The sequence below is a fragment of the Kitasatospora sp. Ki12 genome, from assembly GCF_054601375.1.
In genome coordinates this window covers 1,631,819-1,650,937 of sequence record NZ_BAAIHT010000002.1, presented here as the reverse complement: position 1 = coordinate 1,650,937, position 19,119 = coordinate 1,631,819, and the positions used below count along the sequence as shown (strand labels likewise).

At 74.5% G+C, this 19,119-nt stretch carries 10 protein-coding genes; 4 read left to right on the top strand and 6 right to left on the bottom strand.

Annotated features, from left to right (window positions below; genetic code table 11):
• A complete protein-coding gene (locus tag ACYP53_RS24780; RefSeq protein ID WP_459649014.1) occupies nucleotides 1–240 on the top strand; it encodes a hypothetical protein in 240 nt (79 codons plus the stop codon).
• Nucleotides 241–357: 117 nt separating this feature from the next.
• Here the strand turns inward: ACYP53_RS24780 and ACYP53_RS24775 are convergent, their stop codons facing one another.
• Nucleotides 358–3,501, bottom strand: coding sequence for an AfsR/SARP family transcriptional regulator (locus ACYP53_RS24775; protein WP_459649013.1), 3,144 nt, complete (start codon nucleotides 3,499–3,501; stop codon nucleotides 358–360).
• A gap of 265 nt (nucleotides 3,502–3,766) precedes the next feature.
• On the opposite strand from ACYP53_RS24775, the gene ACYP53_RS24770 reads away from it, so the two are divergent.
• The 3 genes from ACYP53_RS24770 to ACYP53_RS24760 all read left to right on the top strand — a co-directional run bounded on the left by ACYP53_RS24770 (nucleotide 3,767) and on the right by ACYP53_RS24760 (nucleotide 6,721).
• On the top strand, nucleotides 3,767–4,837 hold the full coding sequence (locus ACYP53_RS24770; protein WP_459649012.1) for a hypothetical protein: 1,071 nt from the start codon (nucleotides 3,767–3,769) through the stop codon (nucleotides 4,835–4,837).
• Nucleotides 4,838–5,013: 176 nt separating this feature from the next.
• Nucleotides 5,014–5,568 (top strand): hypothetical protein, encoded by a 555-nt coding sequence (locus tag ACYP53_RS24765; RefSeq protein WP_459649011.1) that lies wholly within the window; start codon nucleotides 5,014–5,016, stop codon nucleotides 5,566–5,568.
• 145 nt (nucleotides 5,569–5,713) lie between these two features.
• Complete coding sequence (locus tag ACYP53_RS24760) at nucleotides 5,714–6,721, top strand: chitinase (RefSeq protein WP_459649010.1); 1,008 nt, start codon at nucleotides 5,714–5,716, stop codon at nucleotides 6,719–6,721.
• Between the two features lie 102 nt (nucleotides 6,722–6,823).
• Here ACYP53_RS24760 and ACYP53_RS24755 read toward each other — a convergent pair whose 3' ends face one another.
• From ACYP53_RS24755 to ACYP53_RS24735, 5 genes are read right to left on the bottom strand one after another with little or no spacing between them, the layout of a single operon-like run.
• Nucleotides 6,824–7,519, bottom strand: a complete 696-nt coding sequence (locus tag ACYP53_RS24755) for a formyltransferase family protein (RefSeq protein WP_459649009.1) — start codon at nucleotides 7,517–7,519, stop codon at nucleotides 6,824–6,826.
• Complete coding sequence (locus ACYP53_RS24750; protein ID WP_459649008.1) at nucleotides 7,516–8,799, bottom strand: cytochrome P450; 1,284 nt, start codon at nucleotides 8,797–8,799, stop codon at nucleotides 7,516–7,518. Before ACYP53_RS24750 ends, ACYP53_RS24755 begins: the two co-directional genes overlap by 4 nt.
• Nucleotides 8,796–10,595 (bottom strand): beta-ketoacyl synthase N-terminal-like domain-containing protein, encoded by a 1,800-nt coding sequence (locus tag ACYP53_RS24745; RefSeq protein ID WP_459649007.1) that lies wholly within the window; start codon nucleotides 10,593–10,595, stop codon nucleotides 8,796–8,798. Before ACYP53_RS24745 ends, ACYP53_RS24750 begins: the two co-directional genes overlap by 4 nt.
• Before the next feature lie 54 nt (nucleotides 10,596–10,649).
• Nucleotides 10,650–12,530: a non-ribosomal peptide synthetase gene (locus ACYP53_RS24740; RefSeq protein WP_459649006.1), complete on the bottom strand. Its 1,881-nt coding sequence runs from the start codon at nucleotides 12,528–12,530 to the stop codon at nucleotides 10,650–10,652.
• Nucleotides 12,527–18,547: an acyltransferase domain-containing protein gene (locus ACYP53_RS24735; protein WP_459649005.1), complete on the bottom strand. Its 6,021-nt coding sequence runs from the start codon at nucleotides 18,545–18,547 to the stop codon at nucleotides 12,527–12,529. Before ACYP53_RS24735 ends, ACYP53_RS24740 begins: the two co-directional genes overlap by 4 nt.
• Nucleotides 18,548–19,119 lie beyond the last annotated feature (572 nt).

Genomic DNA, 19,119 nt, shown 5'->3' with positions numbered 1-19,119 from the left:
ATGACGCAGCGTCCGGCCACCGCCTCCGCCCGCCTCCGGCTGTTCACCGTCGGCCTCGGGGTGGTCGTCGCCCTGGGCGCCGGCCTCTCCGCCACGGCCGCGGTGGCGGAGACGGCCGGCGGCGGGACGGCGACGGTGGTGGTCGGCGACGCGACGCCGACGCCCACCCCCGTCACCCCCGCCCCGACCGCCACCACCGGGCACGGCAGCTCCGGTGACTGGAACAGCACCGGCTCCTGAGCGGCCGGGCTGCCGCAGGATCGATTCCTCACGGCCGGTGATCAGGCCGTGAACCCCGTCAGTCAGCCGTAGCCAGCAGTAGCCAGCAGTAGGGCCGCAGTGCGAGGCCGGAGCGCGTCAGCGCCGACCGGTCACCGGCACCCCGGCCGCCTCCCGGTCCGCCGACCGCCCGTCCCGCGCCGACGGGACGCCGTCCCGCCCCCGGGCCAGCAGCCCCGCCACCTCCTGGGCGTCCGGCAGCCCCAGCCGGACGAAGATCGCGTGAGCCTCCCGCCACCGGTCCCACGCCTCGGCCTCGCGCCCGAGGTCCGCCAGCGTCCGGCCCAGCACCACCAGCGCCTGCGCGTGGTCCCGCTCCGCCCCCAGCTCCTCGCACAGGGCCAGCGCCTGGCCGGCGTGCTCCAGCGCCTCCTCGGTCCGGCCCAGCGACCGCAGACTGTCCGCCAGCCGGTAGCGGGCGTGCGCGGCCCGGGCCTGCAGACCGGCCGCCGTGGCCACCGCCAGGCACTCGCCGAACCAGGTCACCGCCTCCTCGTGCCGCTCCAGCCCGTGCAGCGCCAGCCCCAGCACGTACAGGGTGTACGCCCGGCCGGGATCGTCGTTGCGGGTGCGCAGGTCGGCCAGCGCCGCGTGGCAGATCGCCACCGCCTCGGCGGCCCGGCCGCTGCGGACCCGGGCCAGTGCGGCGTTCACCGTCGTCACCAGCTCCCCCGAGCGGTGGCCGAGCCGGCGGGCCAGCAGCAGGGCCTCGTCGTACAGCTCGACGGCCTCGTCGTAGCGGCTGAGGAACTGGCAGACCAGGCCGAGGTCGTTGAGCGCCTGACGCAGGATCACCGTGTCGCCGGCCGACCGGGAGGCGGCCACGGCCAGCCGGGCGGCCGCCTCGGCCTCCTCCAGCCGGGTGGCGGCCAGCGCGACGTTGCCGCGCAGGAAGTGCGCGCGACCGGCTGCCCGGTGGTCGGCGCGGTGGGTGGCCGCGGCCGCCAGGGACTCCGCCGTGGCGGCGAGTTGGCGACCGGGCGGGGCGAGGGTGAAGGGGGTGAGCGCGATCAGCAGGTCGATCGCGGCGCGCAGCGGGTCCGGCGGGGCGTCCTGGCCGTCCGGAGACGCGGGGGAGTCGCCCGCGGCGGCTGCGGCTGCGGCTGCGGGGGCGGGGGTCTCGGCCATCGTCCAGGCGGCGACCTGGGCGGCCAGCGCGATCGCCCCGGTGGACTCCGCCTCGGCCCAGGCCCGGGCGCCGTCCGCGCCGGTCAGCTCCACCCCGGCGCTGCGGGCGGGCCCGAGCGCACCGGCCGCCGGATCCCCGGGTACGGCGTGCTGGAAGGCCGTGCACGCGGTGGCGAGGAGGTGGTCCAGCAGCCGGTCGCGGGCCTCGACGGCCGCGCCGGGGCCGTCGGGCCGTCGCCGGGCGAAGGCGCGCAGCAGGTCGTGGTAGCGGTAGCGGCCGGGGAAGGGCGACTCCATCATCGCCACGTCCACCAGGGCCTCCAGCAGGTCCTCGGCGTCGTACTCGTCCAGGTCCAGCAGGGCGGCCGCGGCGGCCAGGCCGATGTCCGGGCCGTCCACCGAGGCGGCCAGCCGGAAGGCCCGGGCCTGGGCGGGCGTCAGCTGGCGGTAGCTGAGTTCGAAGGCCGCCTCCACCGCCAGGTCGCCGATCCGCAGCTCGTCGATCCGCCGCCGTTCGACCGCGAGCCGGCGGCCCAGCGTCTGCACCGTCCAGCTGGGCCGGGCGGCCAGCCGGGCGGCCACGATCCGCACCGCGAGCGGCAGGTGGCCGCAGACCTGCAGCAGGTCCCGGGCGGCCTCGGCCTCGGCGGCCAGCCGTTCGGCGCCGATGGTGCGGCCGAGGAGTTCGAGCGCCTCCCCGGGTTCGAAGACGTCCAGGTCGGTGTGGACGGTCGCGGGCAGGCCGGACAGCCGGGTACGGCTGGTGGTGAGCACGGCGCAGCCGGTCGCGCCCGGCAGCAGGGGCCGGATCTGCGCGGTGTCGTGCACGTTGTCGAGGAGCAGCAGCAGCCGCCGGCCGTCCACCACCGAGCGGAACAGCGCCGAGCGGGCGTCCAGTCCGTCGGGCACAGCGTCGGCCGGCACCCCGAGCGCCAGCAGGAAGCCGCTGAGCACGGCCTCCGGGTCGGCCGGGGTGGGGTCGGCGCCCCGCAGGTCGACGTAGAGCTGCCCGTCGGGGTAGGTCTCGCGGACGCGGTGGGCGACGTGCAGGGCCAGCGCGGTCTTGCCGACCCCGCCCATCCCGACCACGGTGGCGATCACCAGCGCCTGCTGCCCCGAGCTGCCCAGGGCCTCGCCGAGCCGTTCGACCAGGACCGTACGGCCGGTGAAGTCGGCCGCGTCCGGCGGGAGTTGGGCCGGTCTCGGGGCCAGCGCGACCGCGGGCTCGACCGGCGGCTCCGGCAGCGCGGGCACGGCCGCGGCCGGCTCCGCCGGGCCGGCCGGGGCGGCGGCGGGCGCCGCGACCACCGCCGGGGCGGCGGGCACCGGGGCGGCCAGCGCCGGGTCGCCCTCCAGGATCCGCCGGTGCAGCTGGTCCAGCTCGGCGCCGGGCTCCACCCCCAGCTCGGCCAGGAACAGCTGACGCACGCTCCGGTAGACCGCCAGCGCGTCCGCCTGCCGGCCGGCCTGGTACAGCGCGCGCATCAGCAGCCCGTACGCCCGCTCGTGCAGCGGGTGCTCGGTGGTCAGCGAGGTCAGCTCCGGGATGCACCGGGAGAACCGGCCCAACGCCAGGTCCAGGGCGATCCGCTCCTCCAGCAGGGTCAGCCGCAGCTCCTCCAGCCGCTGCCGCTGACGCTGCGCGAACGGCCCCGGGATGCCGGCCAGCGGCTCGCCCTGCCACAGGTCCAGCGCCTGGTTCAGCAGGTCCCGCGCCTGCTGCGGCTGCCCGGCGGCCGCCGTGCGCTCGGCCTGGGCCGCCAGCTCCTCGGCCTGCGCCGCGTCCACGGCGTGCTTGGGCAGCACCAGCCGGTAGCCGTCCCCGACGGAGGTCAGCACGGTCGGCGCATCCGGCTCCTCCCCGTGCAGGATCTTGCGCCACCGCCAGGCGTACGTCCGCACCGTCGTCATCGCGGTGCCCGGCGGCTCCTCGCCCCACAGGGCGTCGATCAGGTCCGTGGCACTCGCACCGTGCCCCGGACGTAGCAGCAGCACCGCCAGCATGGCCTGCTGCTGCGGACTTCCGACCTTCAGTACGGCGGTGCCGCGTTGTGCCCGCATCAGTCCCAGCACCGAGAACCGGAAATCACCCATTAGTACCGCACCTGCCCGCATTCGTGTGCTCGCCCCCGCCCGCGCACGTGCTTCCCCCCGATTGATGAGCCCCTATCAACCCACGCCACCCCTCCGGCTGTCGAGAGATCGTCGAGCCGGTGGTGATCGGGTGTTGATCGGCCGTCACCACAATCATGGGTGTGGCTCCCCTGCCGTCGGCCCGGCACCAACCGCCGGGCCCGCCACACCCCCGGTCGCCGGACCGCACCCCGGCGGCCACCACAGCTCTCGGAGGCGGACGCCCGTGAACACCGACCTGCTCCACCGGTTGCTCGACCTCGGCCCGGACGCCGGACCGGTCGAACTGCTCCAACGCGCCCGCGGCCTCCGCGACCTGCCCTACCTGGTGCTCGCCGCGCTCGCCCGGGAGGACGTCCGGATGGGCGAGCACGCCCGGGCCGAACTGCGGCGCGCCCGGGACCGCTCCGACTGCTACGCCCGCCTCGCCGGCGAGCTCGCCGACGCCACCGGCGTCCGCCCGATCCGCGACCTCCCGCTGGCCGGCTACTACCCGGCCGACCTGCCCCGGCCGCTGGGCGAACTCACCCTCGTCAGCCCCACCGAGGCCGCGCTCTGGCAGGCCGTCAACCGGCTGGTCACCGACCACCCGGTGGAGTCCGTCGAGGTCGCCCTGCTCGGCGACCGCCCCCGGCACACCACCGTCACCCTGCGCTGGCCGGCCGAGGACCCGCTGCTCGACCCCTGGTACCAGGTGCGGCTCGGCACCGCCGCGCTCACCGGAGACCCGGAGGCCGTCCCGGTCCGCCCCTACCTGGCCGCCGACGACCACGTCGAGTGCCTGATCGCCCTCGCCGAGGAGGGCCTCGGCCGCCCCTTCCACCCCGGCGACGTGCTCGACGTGTCCCAACTGGCCGGACAGCCCTTCGAACCCGTCGAGACCGCCGCCGTGGTCGCCGCTTACCGGCTCGCGCCGGAGACCGTCGCCCTGCTCGACCTCGCCGCCGCGCACGTGCCGCTGGGCCCGCTGGCGGGCGTGCGCACCGTACTGGAGGCCGAGGTCGGCCCCGAGCTGCGGCGCCGCACCACCACCCGCCCGCTCCGGCCGCGCCACGGCACCCTGCTGCGCCGCACCGTCACCCGGCACGAGTGGGACGAGGCCGTCCTGCTCCCGTCCGGCGCCGCCACCCTGCTGCTCACCCCGGTGGCCGACTACCTGCTCGGCCCGGCGGGCGCCCGGCCCACCGTCTCGGAGCGGGCCGCCGCCCACGCCGCCCTGCGGGCCTGGGACGCGCTGGCGCCCGGCGTCGCGGCCCCGGCCTCCTGCACCGGCCTGTCGGAGCCGCGCCACCGGTGACCGCCGCCGCCGGTGAACCGTCGGAACCCGGTGAGGGGAGGCCGCGCTGAACGGATGCCGTGCGCCCCGGGGTTCAGTTCCGGACCGGGGCGGGTCGAACCCCGGTGGGCGCGCCGTCCGTGCTACCGACTGAGGCCGGCGGCAGCCGGCACGAGGACGGACGCGGGAGGACGACGATGGCCTGGTACCAGGGGCGGAGCCGGATCACGGTGACGGCGGTCGAGGGGCAGTGGCCGCAGCGGGCGGTGGTCACGGTCCGGGGCGGCGCGCGGCTGGAGCTGCCGGGGGAGGTCGGCGCGGTGCGGGTCGTCGAGGGGGAGAGCTGGCAGCTCGACCTGGAGCACCGACACCAGGGCGAGTGGTGCCCGAACATCCGTGCGGTGCAGGGGCGTTGGCAGGAGATCGGGGGCGTCTCCACCCAGGTCGTGCACAGCCGCAACCGCGACCAGGCCGGTGACCGGCAGGACCGCAACCTGGTGCTGCGGATCGAGCGGCTCGCGCCGGCCGGTACGGACGTCCCGGCGGTGACCGCCGCCGCCCGCCGGACCACCGTCGCGCGGCACTCGCCGGGGGCCCCGGCCGGCCCGGCCGCGCCGCGCACCTCGGCCGGACCGGCGAACGGACCGGCGAACGGACCGGCCGTCCCGGGCGTACGGACCTCCGGCTCGGGCGGTGCGGAGCAGTACGGGGCCCGGCCGACCACCTCGACCGGCAGTTCCTGGAACGGCTGACCGGGCCCGGGCCCGGTGCGGGATGGCACCGTTGGGAAACTTTCCTAACCAAAGTCATTGACCCCCGGGCCCGGTGCCCCGATTCTGTGAGACACCTCCCTGACCTGCCGTCACCGTTCCACTGGATCGACGAAAGTGAGTTGGCATGCGCAAGTCCATCGGAGTCCGTCTCACCGCCCCGCTGCTCGCCGCCGCCCTCGGGCCGGCCGCCCTCCTGCTGGCCCCCGTGACCTCCGCGGCCGCCGCCCCTGCCGCCGCGGCGGCCGTGCCCGGCATGGCCGCCGCGCCGTACGAGTACCTCGGCTGGGGCAGCCCGCAGAAGCCGACCGACGTGATGAAGGCGACCGGGGTCAAGTGGTTCACCCTGGCCTTCGTGCTCTCCGACGGCGGGTGCACCCCGAAGTGGGACGGCACCCGGGCGCTCACCGGGGGCTCCGACCAGGCCGCGATCGACTCGATCCGGGCGGCCGGCGGTGACGTGGTGATCTCGGTCGGCGGCTGGAGCGGCAACAAGCTCGGCGAGAAGTGTTCGAGCGCGAGCGCCCTGGCCGGCGCCTACCAGAAGGTGATCGACGCCTACCGGCTGAAGGCGCTCGACATCGACATCGAGGACACCGAGTTCGGCAACGCGACGGTCCGTCAGCGGGTGGTCGACGCGCTGAAGATCGTCAAGACCAAGAACCCCGGCATCGTCACCTACGTCACCCTGGGCACCACGCCCAGCGGCCCGGACGCCAACGGCAAGGACCTGATCAAGCGGGGCGCGGCCGCCGGCCTGGCCAACGACGGCTGGGTGATCATGCCCTTCGACTTCGGCGGCCACAGCGGCAGCATGGGCCAGGCGACGGTCAGCGCGCTGGAAGGGCTGAAGGCCGCGGTCAAGAGCGCGTACGGCTACGGCGACGACGCGGCGTACCGGCACATCGGCGTCTCCTCGATGAACGGGAAGACCGACGAGGCGGGGGAGAGCGTCAGCACCGGCGACTTCCGCACCATCCTCGGGTACGCCCAGCAGCACCACCTCGCCCGCTTCGCCTTCTGGGCCGTCAACCGGGACCGCGCCTGCGGCTCCGGCACGGACGCCGACGCCTGCAGCGGCGTCGCGCAGTCCCCGTACGAGTTCACCAAGATCGTGGCCCAGTACCGGGGCTGAGCCCGCCGGGACGGGCTTCCCCGGCCCGAACGCCGAGGCCCCGCACAACGGGTGTGCGGGGCCTCGGCGTTCAGTCGACGGCGTCCGGACGACAGACGGGTATCACCGCTCGTGGAGCGCCCGCGGGTCGCCGTCGACCGGGGTGGTCCCGGGCAGGGCGATGAGTTCGGGCTTGAACAGCGGCGGTGCGCTCATCGAGGGCTCCCAGGTCGCCAGCCGCTCGTCCTGGGGGACCTCGATCCGGCGGTCCGCGGCGAGGTCGGTGACCACCTTCAGCAGCAGCCGCACGCCGAGCGGCGCCAGGTGGTCGCGCCACAGGCTCCGCGCGGTCGAGCCCGGGGGCACGATCAGGTGCTCCTGGGCGGCGAGCGGGCCGGCGTCGGTGCGCTCGGTGAGGTGGTAGACGCTTCCGCCGGTCACCTTGTCGCCGTCGCGGACGGTCCACCGGATCGCGTCCCGGCCGCGGTGCAGGGGCAGCAGGCTGGGGTGGTAGCCGATGGTGGCGACGGCGGCCCGGGCGCGGGTCTGGCGGCCCAGGAAGGCGTGGGAGTGCGCGGCGACGATGACGTCCACCCCGTCGGGGACGTGCCGCGCGCGCAGTTCGGCCGAGTCCGTCCACGGGATGTCCCGGGGGTACGCCCAGGCGCGCAGGCGGTCCCAGGACATCGCGTCGCCCTCGTCGGTGCGCCCCTTGCGCAGCCGGGGAGCGGCCGCGCCGACGATCTTGTGACCTTCGTCCAGCAGGGCTTCGGCGACCTGCACCGCGAACGCCCCCTGTCCCGACAGGTAGATGTTCATCCGCGATCGGCCTCCTTCAGACCGCAGGGGTCGGGTTCGAACCGCAGCGGCATGGTGGCGAACCCGGTCAGGAAGTTGGACCGGATCCGTCGTGCCGGGCCGGTCCGCTCGAAGCCCGTGGTGAAGTCCCGCAGGGCCTTGAGCAGTTCGGCGATCTCCACCTTGGCCAGGTACGAGCCGACGCAGAAGTGCGGGCCGTAGCCGAAGGCCAGGTGCTTGTTGGGGGTGCGGCCGAGGTCGAACTCCCCGGGCCGGGCGAAGACCCGCTCGTCCCGGTTGCCGGAGGCGTGCCACAGGGTGACGACCTCGCCCGGCCGCAGCCGTACGCCGTGCAGTTCGGTCTCCCGGACGACGCTGCGCCCGAAGTGCATCGTGGGCGAGGCCCAGCGCAGCACCTCGTCGACGGCGGTGCCGACCGCGACCTCGCCGTGCTTGAGCCGCCGCCACTGCTCGGGCCGGTCGGCGAGGGTGCGGACGCAGTCGATCATCGTCAGCCGGCTGGTCTCGTCGCCGCCGATGATCAGGCTGTAGCAGTTGAGCACGATGTCCTCGTCGGACAGCGGCACGCCGTCGACGGAACTGTCGATCAGCAGGCTGATCACGTCCTCGCCGGGGGACTCGCGCCGCTCCTCGACGACGTCCATGAAGTACATCAGGATCTCGTTGCGGGCCATCTCGGAGTCGAGCTCGGAGTCGACGTCGGAGCCGGCCCCGTCGACCCCGTCGCCGTCCTCGTGGTCGGCCGACAGCGCCGCCTTGGTCAGCCCGAGCAGGAGGTCCCGGTCCCGCTCGGGCAGTCCGAGCAGCTTGGAGATGGTGGTCATCGGGATCCGGCCGGCGATCCGGTCCGCGAAGTCGCAGCCGCCGGACTCGACGGCCTCGCGGATCCACTGCCGGGTGTTGGCCCGCACCGCCCGCGCGGTCTCGTCCAGCACCCGCGGGGAGAGCACCCGCTGGAGGATCTTGCGCAGTTCGTGGTGGCGGGGCCCGTCGGTGACGGCCAGCATTCGGCCGGCCCCGGCGTCGCCGCCGCCGAGCAGCGTGACGAGCACGTTGCCGCGCTCGGAGGTGAAGTGGGTGTCGTCGCGGTAGACGGCCATGATGTCCTCGTGGCGGGAGACCACCCAGAACCCCCGGCGGCCGTCCGCCGGAGGGTTCCAGTGCAGCGGGGCGGTGTCCCGCAGGGTGCGCCAGAAGCCGTCGAGGCCGGGGCCGTGGTCGGCGAAGGTGCCCGGGTCGCCCAGGTCCACGGTGTCCAGTGCCCGTGTGCTCACGGTCACCAGTCCGTTCGCCAGAACCGGCGCGGCCGGAACGGGTAGGTGGGCAGCGGCACGCGGTGGCTGGCCTCCCCCCGGTGCAGGGCGTCGAAGTCCACCTGCCCGCCGGTCACCCAGACGGCGGCCAGTTCGGACAGCGCCCGGGGGTCCGCGCCGGACGGCACGATCCCGGCGTCACCCCGGGAGAACGCGCCTGGGTCACCGGCCGGGGCGGCGGCGGTCGAGGTGGCGGCCGGCCCGGTCGCCTCCCCGGCCAGCGCCGCGATCAGCTCGGCGCGGCTGCGGACCACGGCCGCCCACCGGCGGGGCATGACCTTGCGGCCGAGGTTGAGGCTGTAGCAGACGTCGTCCAGCCGTAGCCCCGGGTCGGCCTCCAGCCGCTCCTTGAGCCGGGCGCGCTGACGGGCCAACGCCTCGTCGTCCAGGGCGGAGAGGGTGGCCAGGCGCGGCCTGCCCGTCTCCTCGGGGGCGCGCCGGGCGGGCGTCGGCGGCTCCTCCAGCACCAGGTGCGCGTTGTAGCCGCCGCCGCCGATCGAGGTGATGCCCGCGCGGCGGACGCCGGCCTCCGGCTCCCAGTCCGCGCCTTCGAGCTGCGGCACGAAGGGGGTGGCGGGGAAGTCGAGGTCCGGGTTGACCTCGGTCAGGTTGATCGTCGCCGGGAGCTTCCGGTGGTACAGGGCCAGCGCGGCCTTGATCGCGCCGAAGCCGCCGGACACCACCCCGCCGTGGCCCACGTTGCCCTTGACCCCGCCGATCGAGGTGGTCGCGGTCTGCTTGCCGAAGGCCATGCTGGCCGCGTGCACCTCCAGTTCGTCGGTCATCGGCAGGCCGAGGCCGTTGGCCTCGTACATGGACACGGTGTCGGGTGCGACGCCGCCCACCTCCATGGCGGCGGCGATGCACGCGCTCAGCCGCTCGGGCTGGGCCAGGCCGTACGCCACCGCGCTGACCCCGTTGTTGTTGACGGCCGAGCCCTTGACCACGGCGTAGACGTGGTCGCGGTCGGCGACGGCCCGGTCGAGCGGCTTCAGCAGCACGGTGACGACGCCGCTGGACAGCGCGGTGCCGGTGCCGTTGGCGTCGAACGGGCGGCAGTGGCCGTCCTTCGACAGGACGCGGTTCTCCTCCCACAGGTGGCCGCGGGGGTGCGGCAGGCGGACCATCGCGCCGCCGGCGACCGCCAGGTCGGTCTGGCCGAGCAGGAGCGACTGGCAGGCCAGGTGCACCGCGTAGTGGAAGCCCGCGCAGACGGCGGCGACGGTGACGGCCTCGCCGGTGAGCCCCAGGTAGTACAGGGCGTTGGAGGTCATGGTGTCCGGCGACCACGCCAGACTGGCCTCGATCGCCTCGGGGCCGACCGACACCCGGTCCGGCGGGGAGCTGTAGAGCGCGGCGGTCTGCGGGTTGTTGGCGCCGTACATCCCGACCTCGGCCTTCAGCCGGTCCGGGTCGTAGCCGCCGTCCTCCATGGCCTCCCAGGCGCTCTCCAGGAACAGCCGGTTCTCCGGGGTCATCGCGGCGGCCATCCGGTCGCTGATGCCGAACACCGCCGGGTCGAACTTGTCGTAGGTGTCGAGCAGGCCGCAGGCCCGGACGTAGAACGGGCTGTGGATCAGGGTCTCGTCGACGTGGATGTCGTCCTTGGCCAGGAACGACACGGACTCCCTGCCGTGGACGAGGTTGTCCCAGAACTCCTCCTTGGTACGGGCCCCGGGTGCCCGCAGGGACATGCCGATGACGGCCACGTCGCCCGGGTCGTAGTCCTGCGGGGCGTGGTCCTGTGCTGGTCGGTCGGTCATGGGGAGGCTCCTGTTCGGTGATCGGGTGGGGTGACGGGGACGAGTGCCGAGGGCTCAGCGGCCGGTGCCGGTCGCACTGCTGCTGCCGCCGCCGCGGCCGCGCAGCGCGGCCCGACGGGCCCCGGCGCGCTCGCGGGCCGACCGGACCACCTCGGGGGCGGCGCCGCTCTCGTCGTCGAGCCAGCCGGCGAGGGAGGAGATGTCGCGGAAGCTGAACAGGTCGGGCACCCGGACGCGCCGGTCGAAGCGCCGGGTCATCAGCCGGGCCAGCCGGACGAGCAGCAGCGAGTCGCCGCCCAGGTCGTAGAAGGCGGACCGCACGTCGATGCTGGACGGTTCGAGGTCGAGCAGCTGGCCCCAGATCTCCGCCAGCGCCACCTCGGTCGGCGTGCCGGCGGCCGTCCGGGGCCCGCCGGCGTCGGCGGCCGGCGGCTCGGGCAGCGCGGCGCGGTCGAGCTTCCCGCCCGGCCCCAGCGGGAGGGCGGGCAGCAGGACGAGCGTCGCGGGCACCATGTACTCGGGCAGTTCCGCGGCCAGCCGGGCGGTGACGGCGCCGCGGAGCGCGGCCTCCGGCGCCGTGCCGTCCGCTGTCGGGCCGCCCGACGTCGGGCCGTCCGCCGGGGCGCCGTCGCCGGCCGGCACCACGTACCCGACGAGCCGGTTGCCGCGCACGGCGGCGGCGGCCTCCCGGACCCCGGGGCAGCCGGTCAGCCGGGCCTCGACCTCCTCCAGCTCGATCCGGTAGCCGCGCAGCTTGACCTGATGGTCGGTGCGGCCGAGGAACCGGAGTTCGCCGTCCTCGGTGAACCGGACGAGGTCCCCGGTGCGGTACATCCGCTCGCCGGCGCGGAACGGGTCAGGCACGAACCGTTCCGCCGTGGTGGCCGGCCGGTTGACGTAGCCGTGGGCGAGGCCGGCGCCGCCGAGGTAGAGCTCACCGGGCTCACCGTCCGGGAGCGGGCGCAGCTCCCCGTCCAGCACGTAGACCCGGTCTCCGGCCGTCGGCGGGCCGATCGTCGGCTCGTCCGTGCCGCCCTCGGGCACCAGCCCGAAGGAGCAGAACACCGTCCCCTCGGTGGGGCCGTAGGCGTTGAACACCCGTTCCGCGCCGGTCTCCCGGTAGACCCGGTCCGCCAGCTTGCGGTGCAGGGCCTCGCCGCCGAACACGACGCTGCGCACGTTCGGGGGCAGGGCCCCGGCGTCCAGCAGGCTGTTCATGACCGACGGGACGACGTTCAGGTGGGTGATCCGGTCGGCGTGGCGGCTCTCCGCCAGGTGCAGGGCGCTCTCGACGAGCACGACGGCGCCGCCGCGGCACAGCGCGTTGAAGAGCTCCATCACCGACATGTCGAAGCAGATCGAGCTGGCCGCCGAGACCCCGCTCAGGTCGCAGCCCGCGAGGGCCCGGTCCAGGTCGGCGAGCATCGCCACGCAGGCGCCGTGCCGGACGGCGACGCCCTTGGGACGCCCGGTGGAGCCCGAGGTGTAGATGACGTACGCGGTGTCCTCTGGCACGACCGCCACCGGCTTCGCGCCGGGCTCGGTGGTCACGGCCTCGCCGAGCACGACCACGGTCGGCCCGGGCGGGCAGGCGGCCCGGGACGCGGGCGTGGTGAGCAGCAGCCGGGTGCCGCTGTCCCGGACCATGAAGGCCAGCCGGTCGGCGGGGTAGTCCGGGTCCAGCGGCAGGTAGCAGGACCCGGCGCGCAGGGCCGCCAGGACGGCGACCAGCAGGTCGGGGGTGCGCTCGACGCAGATGCCGACCGGGACGCCCGGCCCCGCGCCGTCGGCGACCAGCCGCTCGGCCAGCACCCGGGACCGCTCGTCCAGTTCGCCGTAGGTCAGGACGCCGGCCTCGGAGTGCACGGCGGTCGCGTCGGGGTTCTTGGCCGCGTGCTCGACGAACGCGGAGTGCAGGGTTTCGGTCACGGTCACTGGTCCGTCTCCTGGGGGAGGCCGGACGGCGCGATGGCGCCGAGGGCCAGGTCGGGTCGGGCGATCGAGTCGAAGAGGACGGTGCGGAACAGCGCGAGCAGCGCCGTCACGGTCCGCCGCTCCAGGTAGCTCGGCTTGAACTGGACGTGGCCGGCCACCCGGCCGTCGATATCGGCCATCGAGATCTCCAGGTCGAACTTGGCGAGGTGCCTGCGGACCTGGAGCGGTTCGAGCGGCAGCGCGCCGTCCGGCGCGATCGTGTCGCCGACGCCGTGGAAGAGCTTGACGGAGCGGGGGAAGGCGTCCGAGGACAGCCAGTTCACCACCACGTCGAACCACGGGGAGCGGCCCTCGGCCCGCGGCGGCTTCAGCTGCGAGGCCAGCAGGTCGAGCGGGTAGTTCATGTGCTCCAGGAGGCCGAGCGAGAAGGCGTGGACCTCGCGCAGCAGCTCGCGGAAGCCGCGGTCACCGGTGGGGTTCGCCCGCACCAGCACCGTGTTGAGGTAGTAGCCGACGGCGGACTCCCAACCGGGCTCGGCCCGTTGGGCGATGGCGGTGGCCAGGACCGAATCCTCGGTCCCGGTAGCGCGGTTGAGCGTGGCGAAGAACCCGGCCAGGACGACGGTGCTGGTCGACACGCCCTCGCGGACCGCGAACTCCCGTAGCAGGCGCGTCTCTTCGGCGCTCCAGCGGAACGCCAGGTCGCGGCCCTCGTAGGTGACGCCCGGCGGCCGCTCCTTGGCGGACAGGTCCAGATGGGCGGGCGGGTCGGCCAGCTTCCGCGACCACCAGTCCAGCGCCGCCTCGGCCGCGGGCCCCGCGAGCCACTGCCGCTCCCAGGCGACGAACTCCGTGTACGGGGCGGCCGGCCCGCGGTCGGCGGGGACGGACCCCTCGTAGTGCTCCTGGAGTTCGCGGATCATGACGTCCGCCGAGGCGGCGTCCGAGGCGATGTGGTGGACCAGCACCAGCAGGGAGTGGTCGGCCGGACCGCGGGTCAGCAGGACGATCCGCACCAGCGGCCCGTCGTCCAGGTCGAGCGGACGGTGCCCGTGCCGGGCCAGTTCCTCGTGGGCCTGCTCCTCGTCCAGCCCGGCGCCGTCCACCACGAGGAACTCGTACACCGGCTCGTCCAGGACGACCTGGTACGGCCGCCCGCCCGCCTCCACGAAGAGGGTGCGCAGCGCGGGGTGCCGGGCCAGCACGGCCCGGACGGCGCGCTCCAGCGCCTGCTCGTCGACGGCCTTCCGGATCCGGGCGGCCACCATGAAGTTGTACGGGACGGCGTCCGGCGCGACCATCTGCATGAACCAGAGCGAGGCCTGGCCGTGCGAGGCCGGCGCGAGGGTGAGGCCGAGGTCGTCGGCGCGCAGCCGCTCCGGGGCCGGGGCGTCGGAGGGCTCCAGGAGTCCGCGGGCTTCCAGCTCCTCCACGACCTCCTCGGCGTCGAGTTCGGAGAGTTCGGCGAGGCTGTCGAGGAGGGGCCGGTCCGGCTCGGGCATCGGGGCGGGGGCCGGAGTCGGCGCCTGTGGGGCCGGTGCCGGTGCTTGAGCGGCCGGTGCCGGTCCGCCGGTGAGCCCGACGACGTGGCCGACGACCTCGGAGATGGACCGGCCGTCCAGGAACACCACCGGCGACACCCGGTGCCCGAACAGCGCCTGCAGGCGGTTGACGAGGCGGATCGCCAGCATCGAGTCCAGGCCGAAGTCGAGCAGGCTGGCGTTCGGGTCGAACCTGCTCACCGGTACGCCCAGCGCGTCGGCGAGTTCGGCGAGGACGACGTCCGCCACCGGCCGGTCCTCGACCGGCTGTGCCACGGTCTGTGCCACGGCCCGTGCCACGGGCGCGGCGTCGACCGTCGGAGCCGCGGTCGGCGCGGGTGCCAGACCGGGTTCGGTGTCGATCCAGTAGCGGTCCTTCTGCCACTGGACGAGCGGTGTCTCCACGACCTCGGCGTCGTCGGTGAACAGCGGGTCGAAGGTCAGCGGGACGCCCCTGACGTACAGCGAGGCGGCGGCCCTCAGCAGGCAGCGGAGGTCGCTCTCCGAGCGCCGCAGGGAGTTGACCGCGTGCACCTCGGTGCCGCGGCTCAGGGCGATCTCCTCGACCGCGCCGCGCAGGGTCTCGTGCGGGCCGATCTCGATGAAGGTGTCGACGCCGCGGTCGACCAGCGCGCCGATCGTCTCCGCGAACCGGACCTGGTTGCGCAGGTTGTGCACCCAGTACTCGACGTCGGTGACCGGGTTCACCGTGTCGGCCAGGGCGGTGGAGTGGAAGTCGAGGCCGGGCGCCAGCGGGGTGATGCCGTCGACGCGCTCGCGCAGCGGCTGGAGCAGCGGGTCCATGCCGGGGCTGTGCACCGGCCGTTCGACCCGGATCCGCCGGGTCGGGACGCCGTCCCGCCGGAGGTCGGCCTCCAGGGCGTCGACGGCTTCGGGCGAGCCGGAGACCGCCGCGCTGGTGGGGCTGTTGACCACGGCGACGGCCGCGTGCGCGGCGTACGGGGCGAGCCGCGGCAGCAGCTCCGCCTCCGGCAGGTCCACCGAGATCATGGCGCCCGCGGCGGCCTCGCGTTCCAGCAGGTGCGAGCGGGCGACCACGACCCGGGCGGCGTCCTCCAGCGACAGCGTGCCGGCGACGCAGGCGGCGGCGACCTCGCCCAGGCTGTGCCCGACGACGGCGGTCGGCCGGATGCCGAGCTCCAGCCAGACCTTGGCCAGCGAGACCTGGAGGGCGAACAGCACCGGCTGCTGGACGTCCATCTCCTCGTACCGGGCCTCCTCGGTCGGCGCGGCGAGCTGGTCGAGCACCGAGCAGCCGCCGGCCGCGCGCACGGCCTCGTCGCAGGCGGTCATCCAGGTGCGGAAGCCGGCGTGCGAGCTCAGCAGTTCGCGGCCCATGCCGACCCACTGGGTGCCGCCGCCGGAGAACACCAGGGCCACCCGGCGGTCGGTGCTGCCGGAGAGCGTGCCGGTGACCACGTCGGGGTGCGGCTGCCCGGCGGCGACCCGGGCGAGTCCGTCCAGCACGTCCTGGCGGTTGCGGGCGAGCAGCGCGATCCGGTGGTGGTGGTGGGTGCGACGGGTGGCGAGGGTGTAGGCGAGGTCGGAGACCCGCAGGCCCGGGTCGCGTTCGAGGTGGTTGGAGAGTTCGCGGCAGGTGTCGGTGAGCGCGTCCGCGGTGCGGGCCGTGACGGGGACGAGCTGGACCGGCTCGTCGGCCGCCACCTCGCCGCGGCTCGGGGCGACGTGCCGGCCGCGGTCGCCGGCCAGGAACGGGTGGGCCGCGACGGGGTGCCCGGCGGCGTACAGGGCGCCGAGCGAGCCGAGCAGGGTCGCGGCCTCGTCGGCGCCGCGGCGCAGCGAGGGCAGGGTGGCGGCGGTGAGGATCTCGGACGCCGACTTGAGCAGCAGGGGGTGCGGGCTGAGCTCGATCACCGCGTCGACGTCGTGGTTGCGCAGGGTGGTGAGCGCGTCGACCACCCGGATCTCCCGGCGCAGGTTGTCCGCCCAGTAGTCCGGTCCGAGTTCGGCGCCGTCGACGAGCGCGCCGGTGACCGTCGAGATCATCGGGACGCGGGTGGTCCGGGGTGCGATGCCGTCGAGTTCGAGCTTCAGCGGGGCGAGGACGTGGTCGACCAGCGGGGAGTGCGGGGCGTGGCCCATCCGCACCCGGTGGCTGGTGACGCCCGCCTCGGTGAGCCGGTGGACGAGGTCGTCGATCTCCTGCGGAGTACCGGTGACCAGGGTGGAGTTCAGGCCGTTGTGGCCGGAGACGGTGAGCCCGCCGGTCAGGTGCGGCTCGACCCCGGCCGCGGGGGTCATCACCACGATGCCCTCGCCGCGCCCCACGGCGAGTTGCTGGAGCAGCCTCCCGTGGTGGGCGGCCAGCCGGGAGGCGTCGGCGAAGTCGAGCGCGCCCGCGATGTGGGCGGCGGCGAACTCGCCCACGCTCTGCCCGACGACGACGTCCGGCTCCACCCCCAGTGAGCGCCAGGCGTCGGCCAGCGCGACCTGGAGGGAGAACAGCAGCGGCTGGAAGACGTCCATGTCGTCGAGGCGTCCGTCGGGGGAGAGCAGCTGGTCGACCAGGGAGAAGCCGAGCAGTTCGCGCATCCGCCGGTCGGAGCGCAGCAGGGACCGGCGGAACACCGGCAGGCCGGCGAGCAGCTGCCGCCCCATGCCCGCCCACTGCGAGCCGTTGCCCGAGAACAGGAACGCCACCCGCGGCCGGCGGCCGGTCCTCTCCCCGACGCTCAGCCCGGCGGCCGCCCTACCGCTGCCGAAGGCGTCGAGCTGGGCCCTGAGTTCGGCCATGTCGCGGGCGGTGGCCGCGAGGCGGAACGTTTCATCGCCGGGGCTACGGCCGCAGAGCGCGCGCAGGTCGGTCTCGTCCCGCAGCGCCAGCGCCCGCTCCGCCAGCTCCTCCCGGGAGTCCGCGGCCAGCAGCAGGAGCGAACTCTCCGGGCGCGGCAGCTCCTCGACCGCGACGTGGCAGATCGCGCCGCCGAACCCGAAGGAGCTCACCCCGCCCCGGCGGGCGTCCGAGCGCCGCGGCCACGGCGTCAGCCGGTCCTGGACGGTGAGGCCGTACTCGTCGAACAGGATCTGCGGGTTCGGCGCGCTGTAGTGCAGGCTCGGCGGCAGCACGCCGTTGCGCACCGACATCGCCAGCTTGACCAGGCCGACGATGCCGGCCGCCGCCTCCAGGTGCCCGACGTTGGACTTCACCGAGCCGAGCCGCAGCGGCTCAGCCCGGTCGCCGCCCAGCACCGCACCGATCGCGTTGGCCTCGATCGGGTCGCCGAGCGGCGTCGCGGACCCGTGGCACTCGACGTAGTCCACCAGGTGCGGGGCGATGCCCGCCCGCCGGTACGCGGTGCGGAGCATCTTCTCCTGCGCCTGCGGGTTCGGCGCCGTCATCCCGTTGCTCAGACCGTCGTTGTTGGAGGAACTGCCCTTGATCAGGCAGTACACCGGCAGATCGCGCTCCAGCGCCACGCTCAGCGGCGCGAGCACCACCACACCGGCGCCCTCGCCGCGGACGTAGCCGTTCGCCCGGGCGTCGAAGGACTTGCAGCGGCCGTCCGGGGCGAGCGCGCCCATCTGCTCCATGGCGGTGTAGTAGTCGGAGACGAAGCTCAGGTTCACGCCACCGGCCAGCACCAACTCGCTCTCGCCCAGCCAGATCGACTGGCACCCCACGTGCACCGAGACCAGCGAACCGGCACACGCCGCGTCGATGGCCATGCTCGGGCCCTGCAGACCCAGGACGTAGGAGACCCGGTTGGCGATGATGCCGTCGTGCATGCCGGTGGCGGTGTGCGGGGTGATCCCGCTGTCCGGCCCGCGGTAGTGCGCCAGCGCGGCGTAGTCACCCCAACAGGAGGCCATGAACACGCCGGTGTCGCTGCCGACCAGACTGTGCGGCGCGACCCCCGCGTCCTCCAGCGCCTCCCAGGCCAGCTCCAGGATCAGCCGCTGCTGCGGATCCATCTGGACGGCCTCCCGGGGCGAGATGCCGAAGAACAGCGGATCGAACCGGTCGATGCCGTCGATGAACCCGCCCCAGCGCACCCGGTCGTTCAGCAGCGCTCTTCGCCCGGCCGGCACCGGCCCGACGGCGTCGCCGCCCTCGACCAGCAGCCGCCAGAACGAGGACGGGTCCGGCCCGCCGGGGAAGCGGCAGCCGATGCCCACGATCGCGACGGGCTCGCGCGCGGACGCCCGGCGCTCCAGGCCCGGATCGGGCTCCTCGGCCCCCGGGCCGTCGACCAGCGCACGGGCCAGCCCGTCGACGGTCGGGTACTGCCACATCCAGGTGGCCGGGACCTGCCGCCCGAGGAACTCGGACAGCGAGGCCGCGAGGGCCACCGCCTTCGCCGAGTCCAGCCCGTACCGGTGCATCGGGGCCCAGCGGTCCAGGGTGTTCGCGGGAATGCCCAACAGTTCGGTGGCGCGCGAAAGCAGGAAATCCGTGACGGTGGGCAGGTCTCGCGCTGCGCGTTCTCGAGGCATGGCGACTCCCTCAGCGGGGCGGATGGAATGGAGGGTGAAAGGAGTGGAGGGCGACGGGAACGACGGGGCGTTCGAGGGCCCGAGGCGGCAGCCGCACGGTTCAGCGCCGTTCCGCGGTGCCCGGGTGGCGTCCGGAGGGTGCCCGGCGTGAATCGGGCCTCCGGTGACGCGCACGGTCGTCGGGAATCGGACCGTCGTCGTGAATCGGACGGTCGGACTCGGGTCGGGGAATTCCGTCGGGGGACGAGCCGCCGTCAAGTCGTCCTGACTCAGGGGAAAATCTCCCCGTGCGTGCGTCGATCACGGGATCACGCGTCGCGTGGAATCCTCACCTGCGCGGCCACTGCCGGCGAAAGCCGAGGTCCATGGGGTCAAGAGTGACGATGATGTGGATTGGTGGGGGACCGGATCGCGTACTGACCCGACCGGCGGGCATCAGCGTGCCACCGGGGGAATGGCGAAACAAGGGTAATTCGAGCAGTGGTCCGGGCAGTGGCGGAATCCGATCTCCCCGGTGTCCGATTCGATCTCCTCAGGAGCGGTAAACGCGCAGTAATTTGGATGTCCTGGCC

Bases quoted from the DNA above. Each gene is read 5' to 3' on its own strand.
- ACYP53_RS24745 (WP_459649007.1), bottom strand. From the start codon at position 10,595: ATGACCGACCGACCAGCACAGGACCACGCCCCGCAGGACTACGACCCG.
- ACYP53_RS24775 (WP_459649013.1), bottom strand. From the start codon at position 3,501: ATGGGTGATTTCCGGTTCTCGGTGCTGGGACTGATGCGGGCACAACGC.
- ACYP53_RS24735 (WP_459649005.1), bottom strand. From the start codon at position 18,547: ATGCCTCGAGAACGCGCAGCGCGAGACCTGCCCACCGTCACGGATTTC.
- ACYP53_RS24755 (WP_459649009.1), bottom strand. From the start codon at position 7,519: ATGAACATCTACCTGTCGGGACAGGGGGCGTTCGCGGTGCAGGTCGCC.
- ACYP53_RS24765 (WP_459649011.1), top strand. From the start codon at position 5,014: ATGGCCTGGTACCAGGGGCGGAGCCGGATCACGGTGACGGCGGTCGAG.
- ACYP53_RS24760 (WP_459649010.1), top strand. From the start codon at position 5,714: ATGCGCAAGTCCATCGGAGTCCGTCTCACCGCCCCGCTGCTCGCCGCC.
- ACYP53_RS24780 (WP_459649014.1), top strand. From the start codon at position 1: ATGACGCAGCGTCCGGCCACCGCCTCCGCCCGCCTCCGGCTGTTCACC.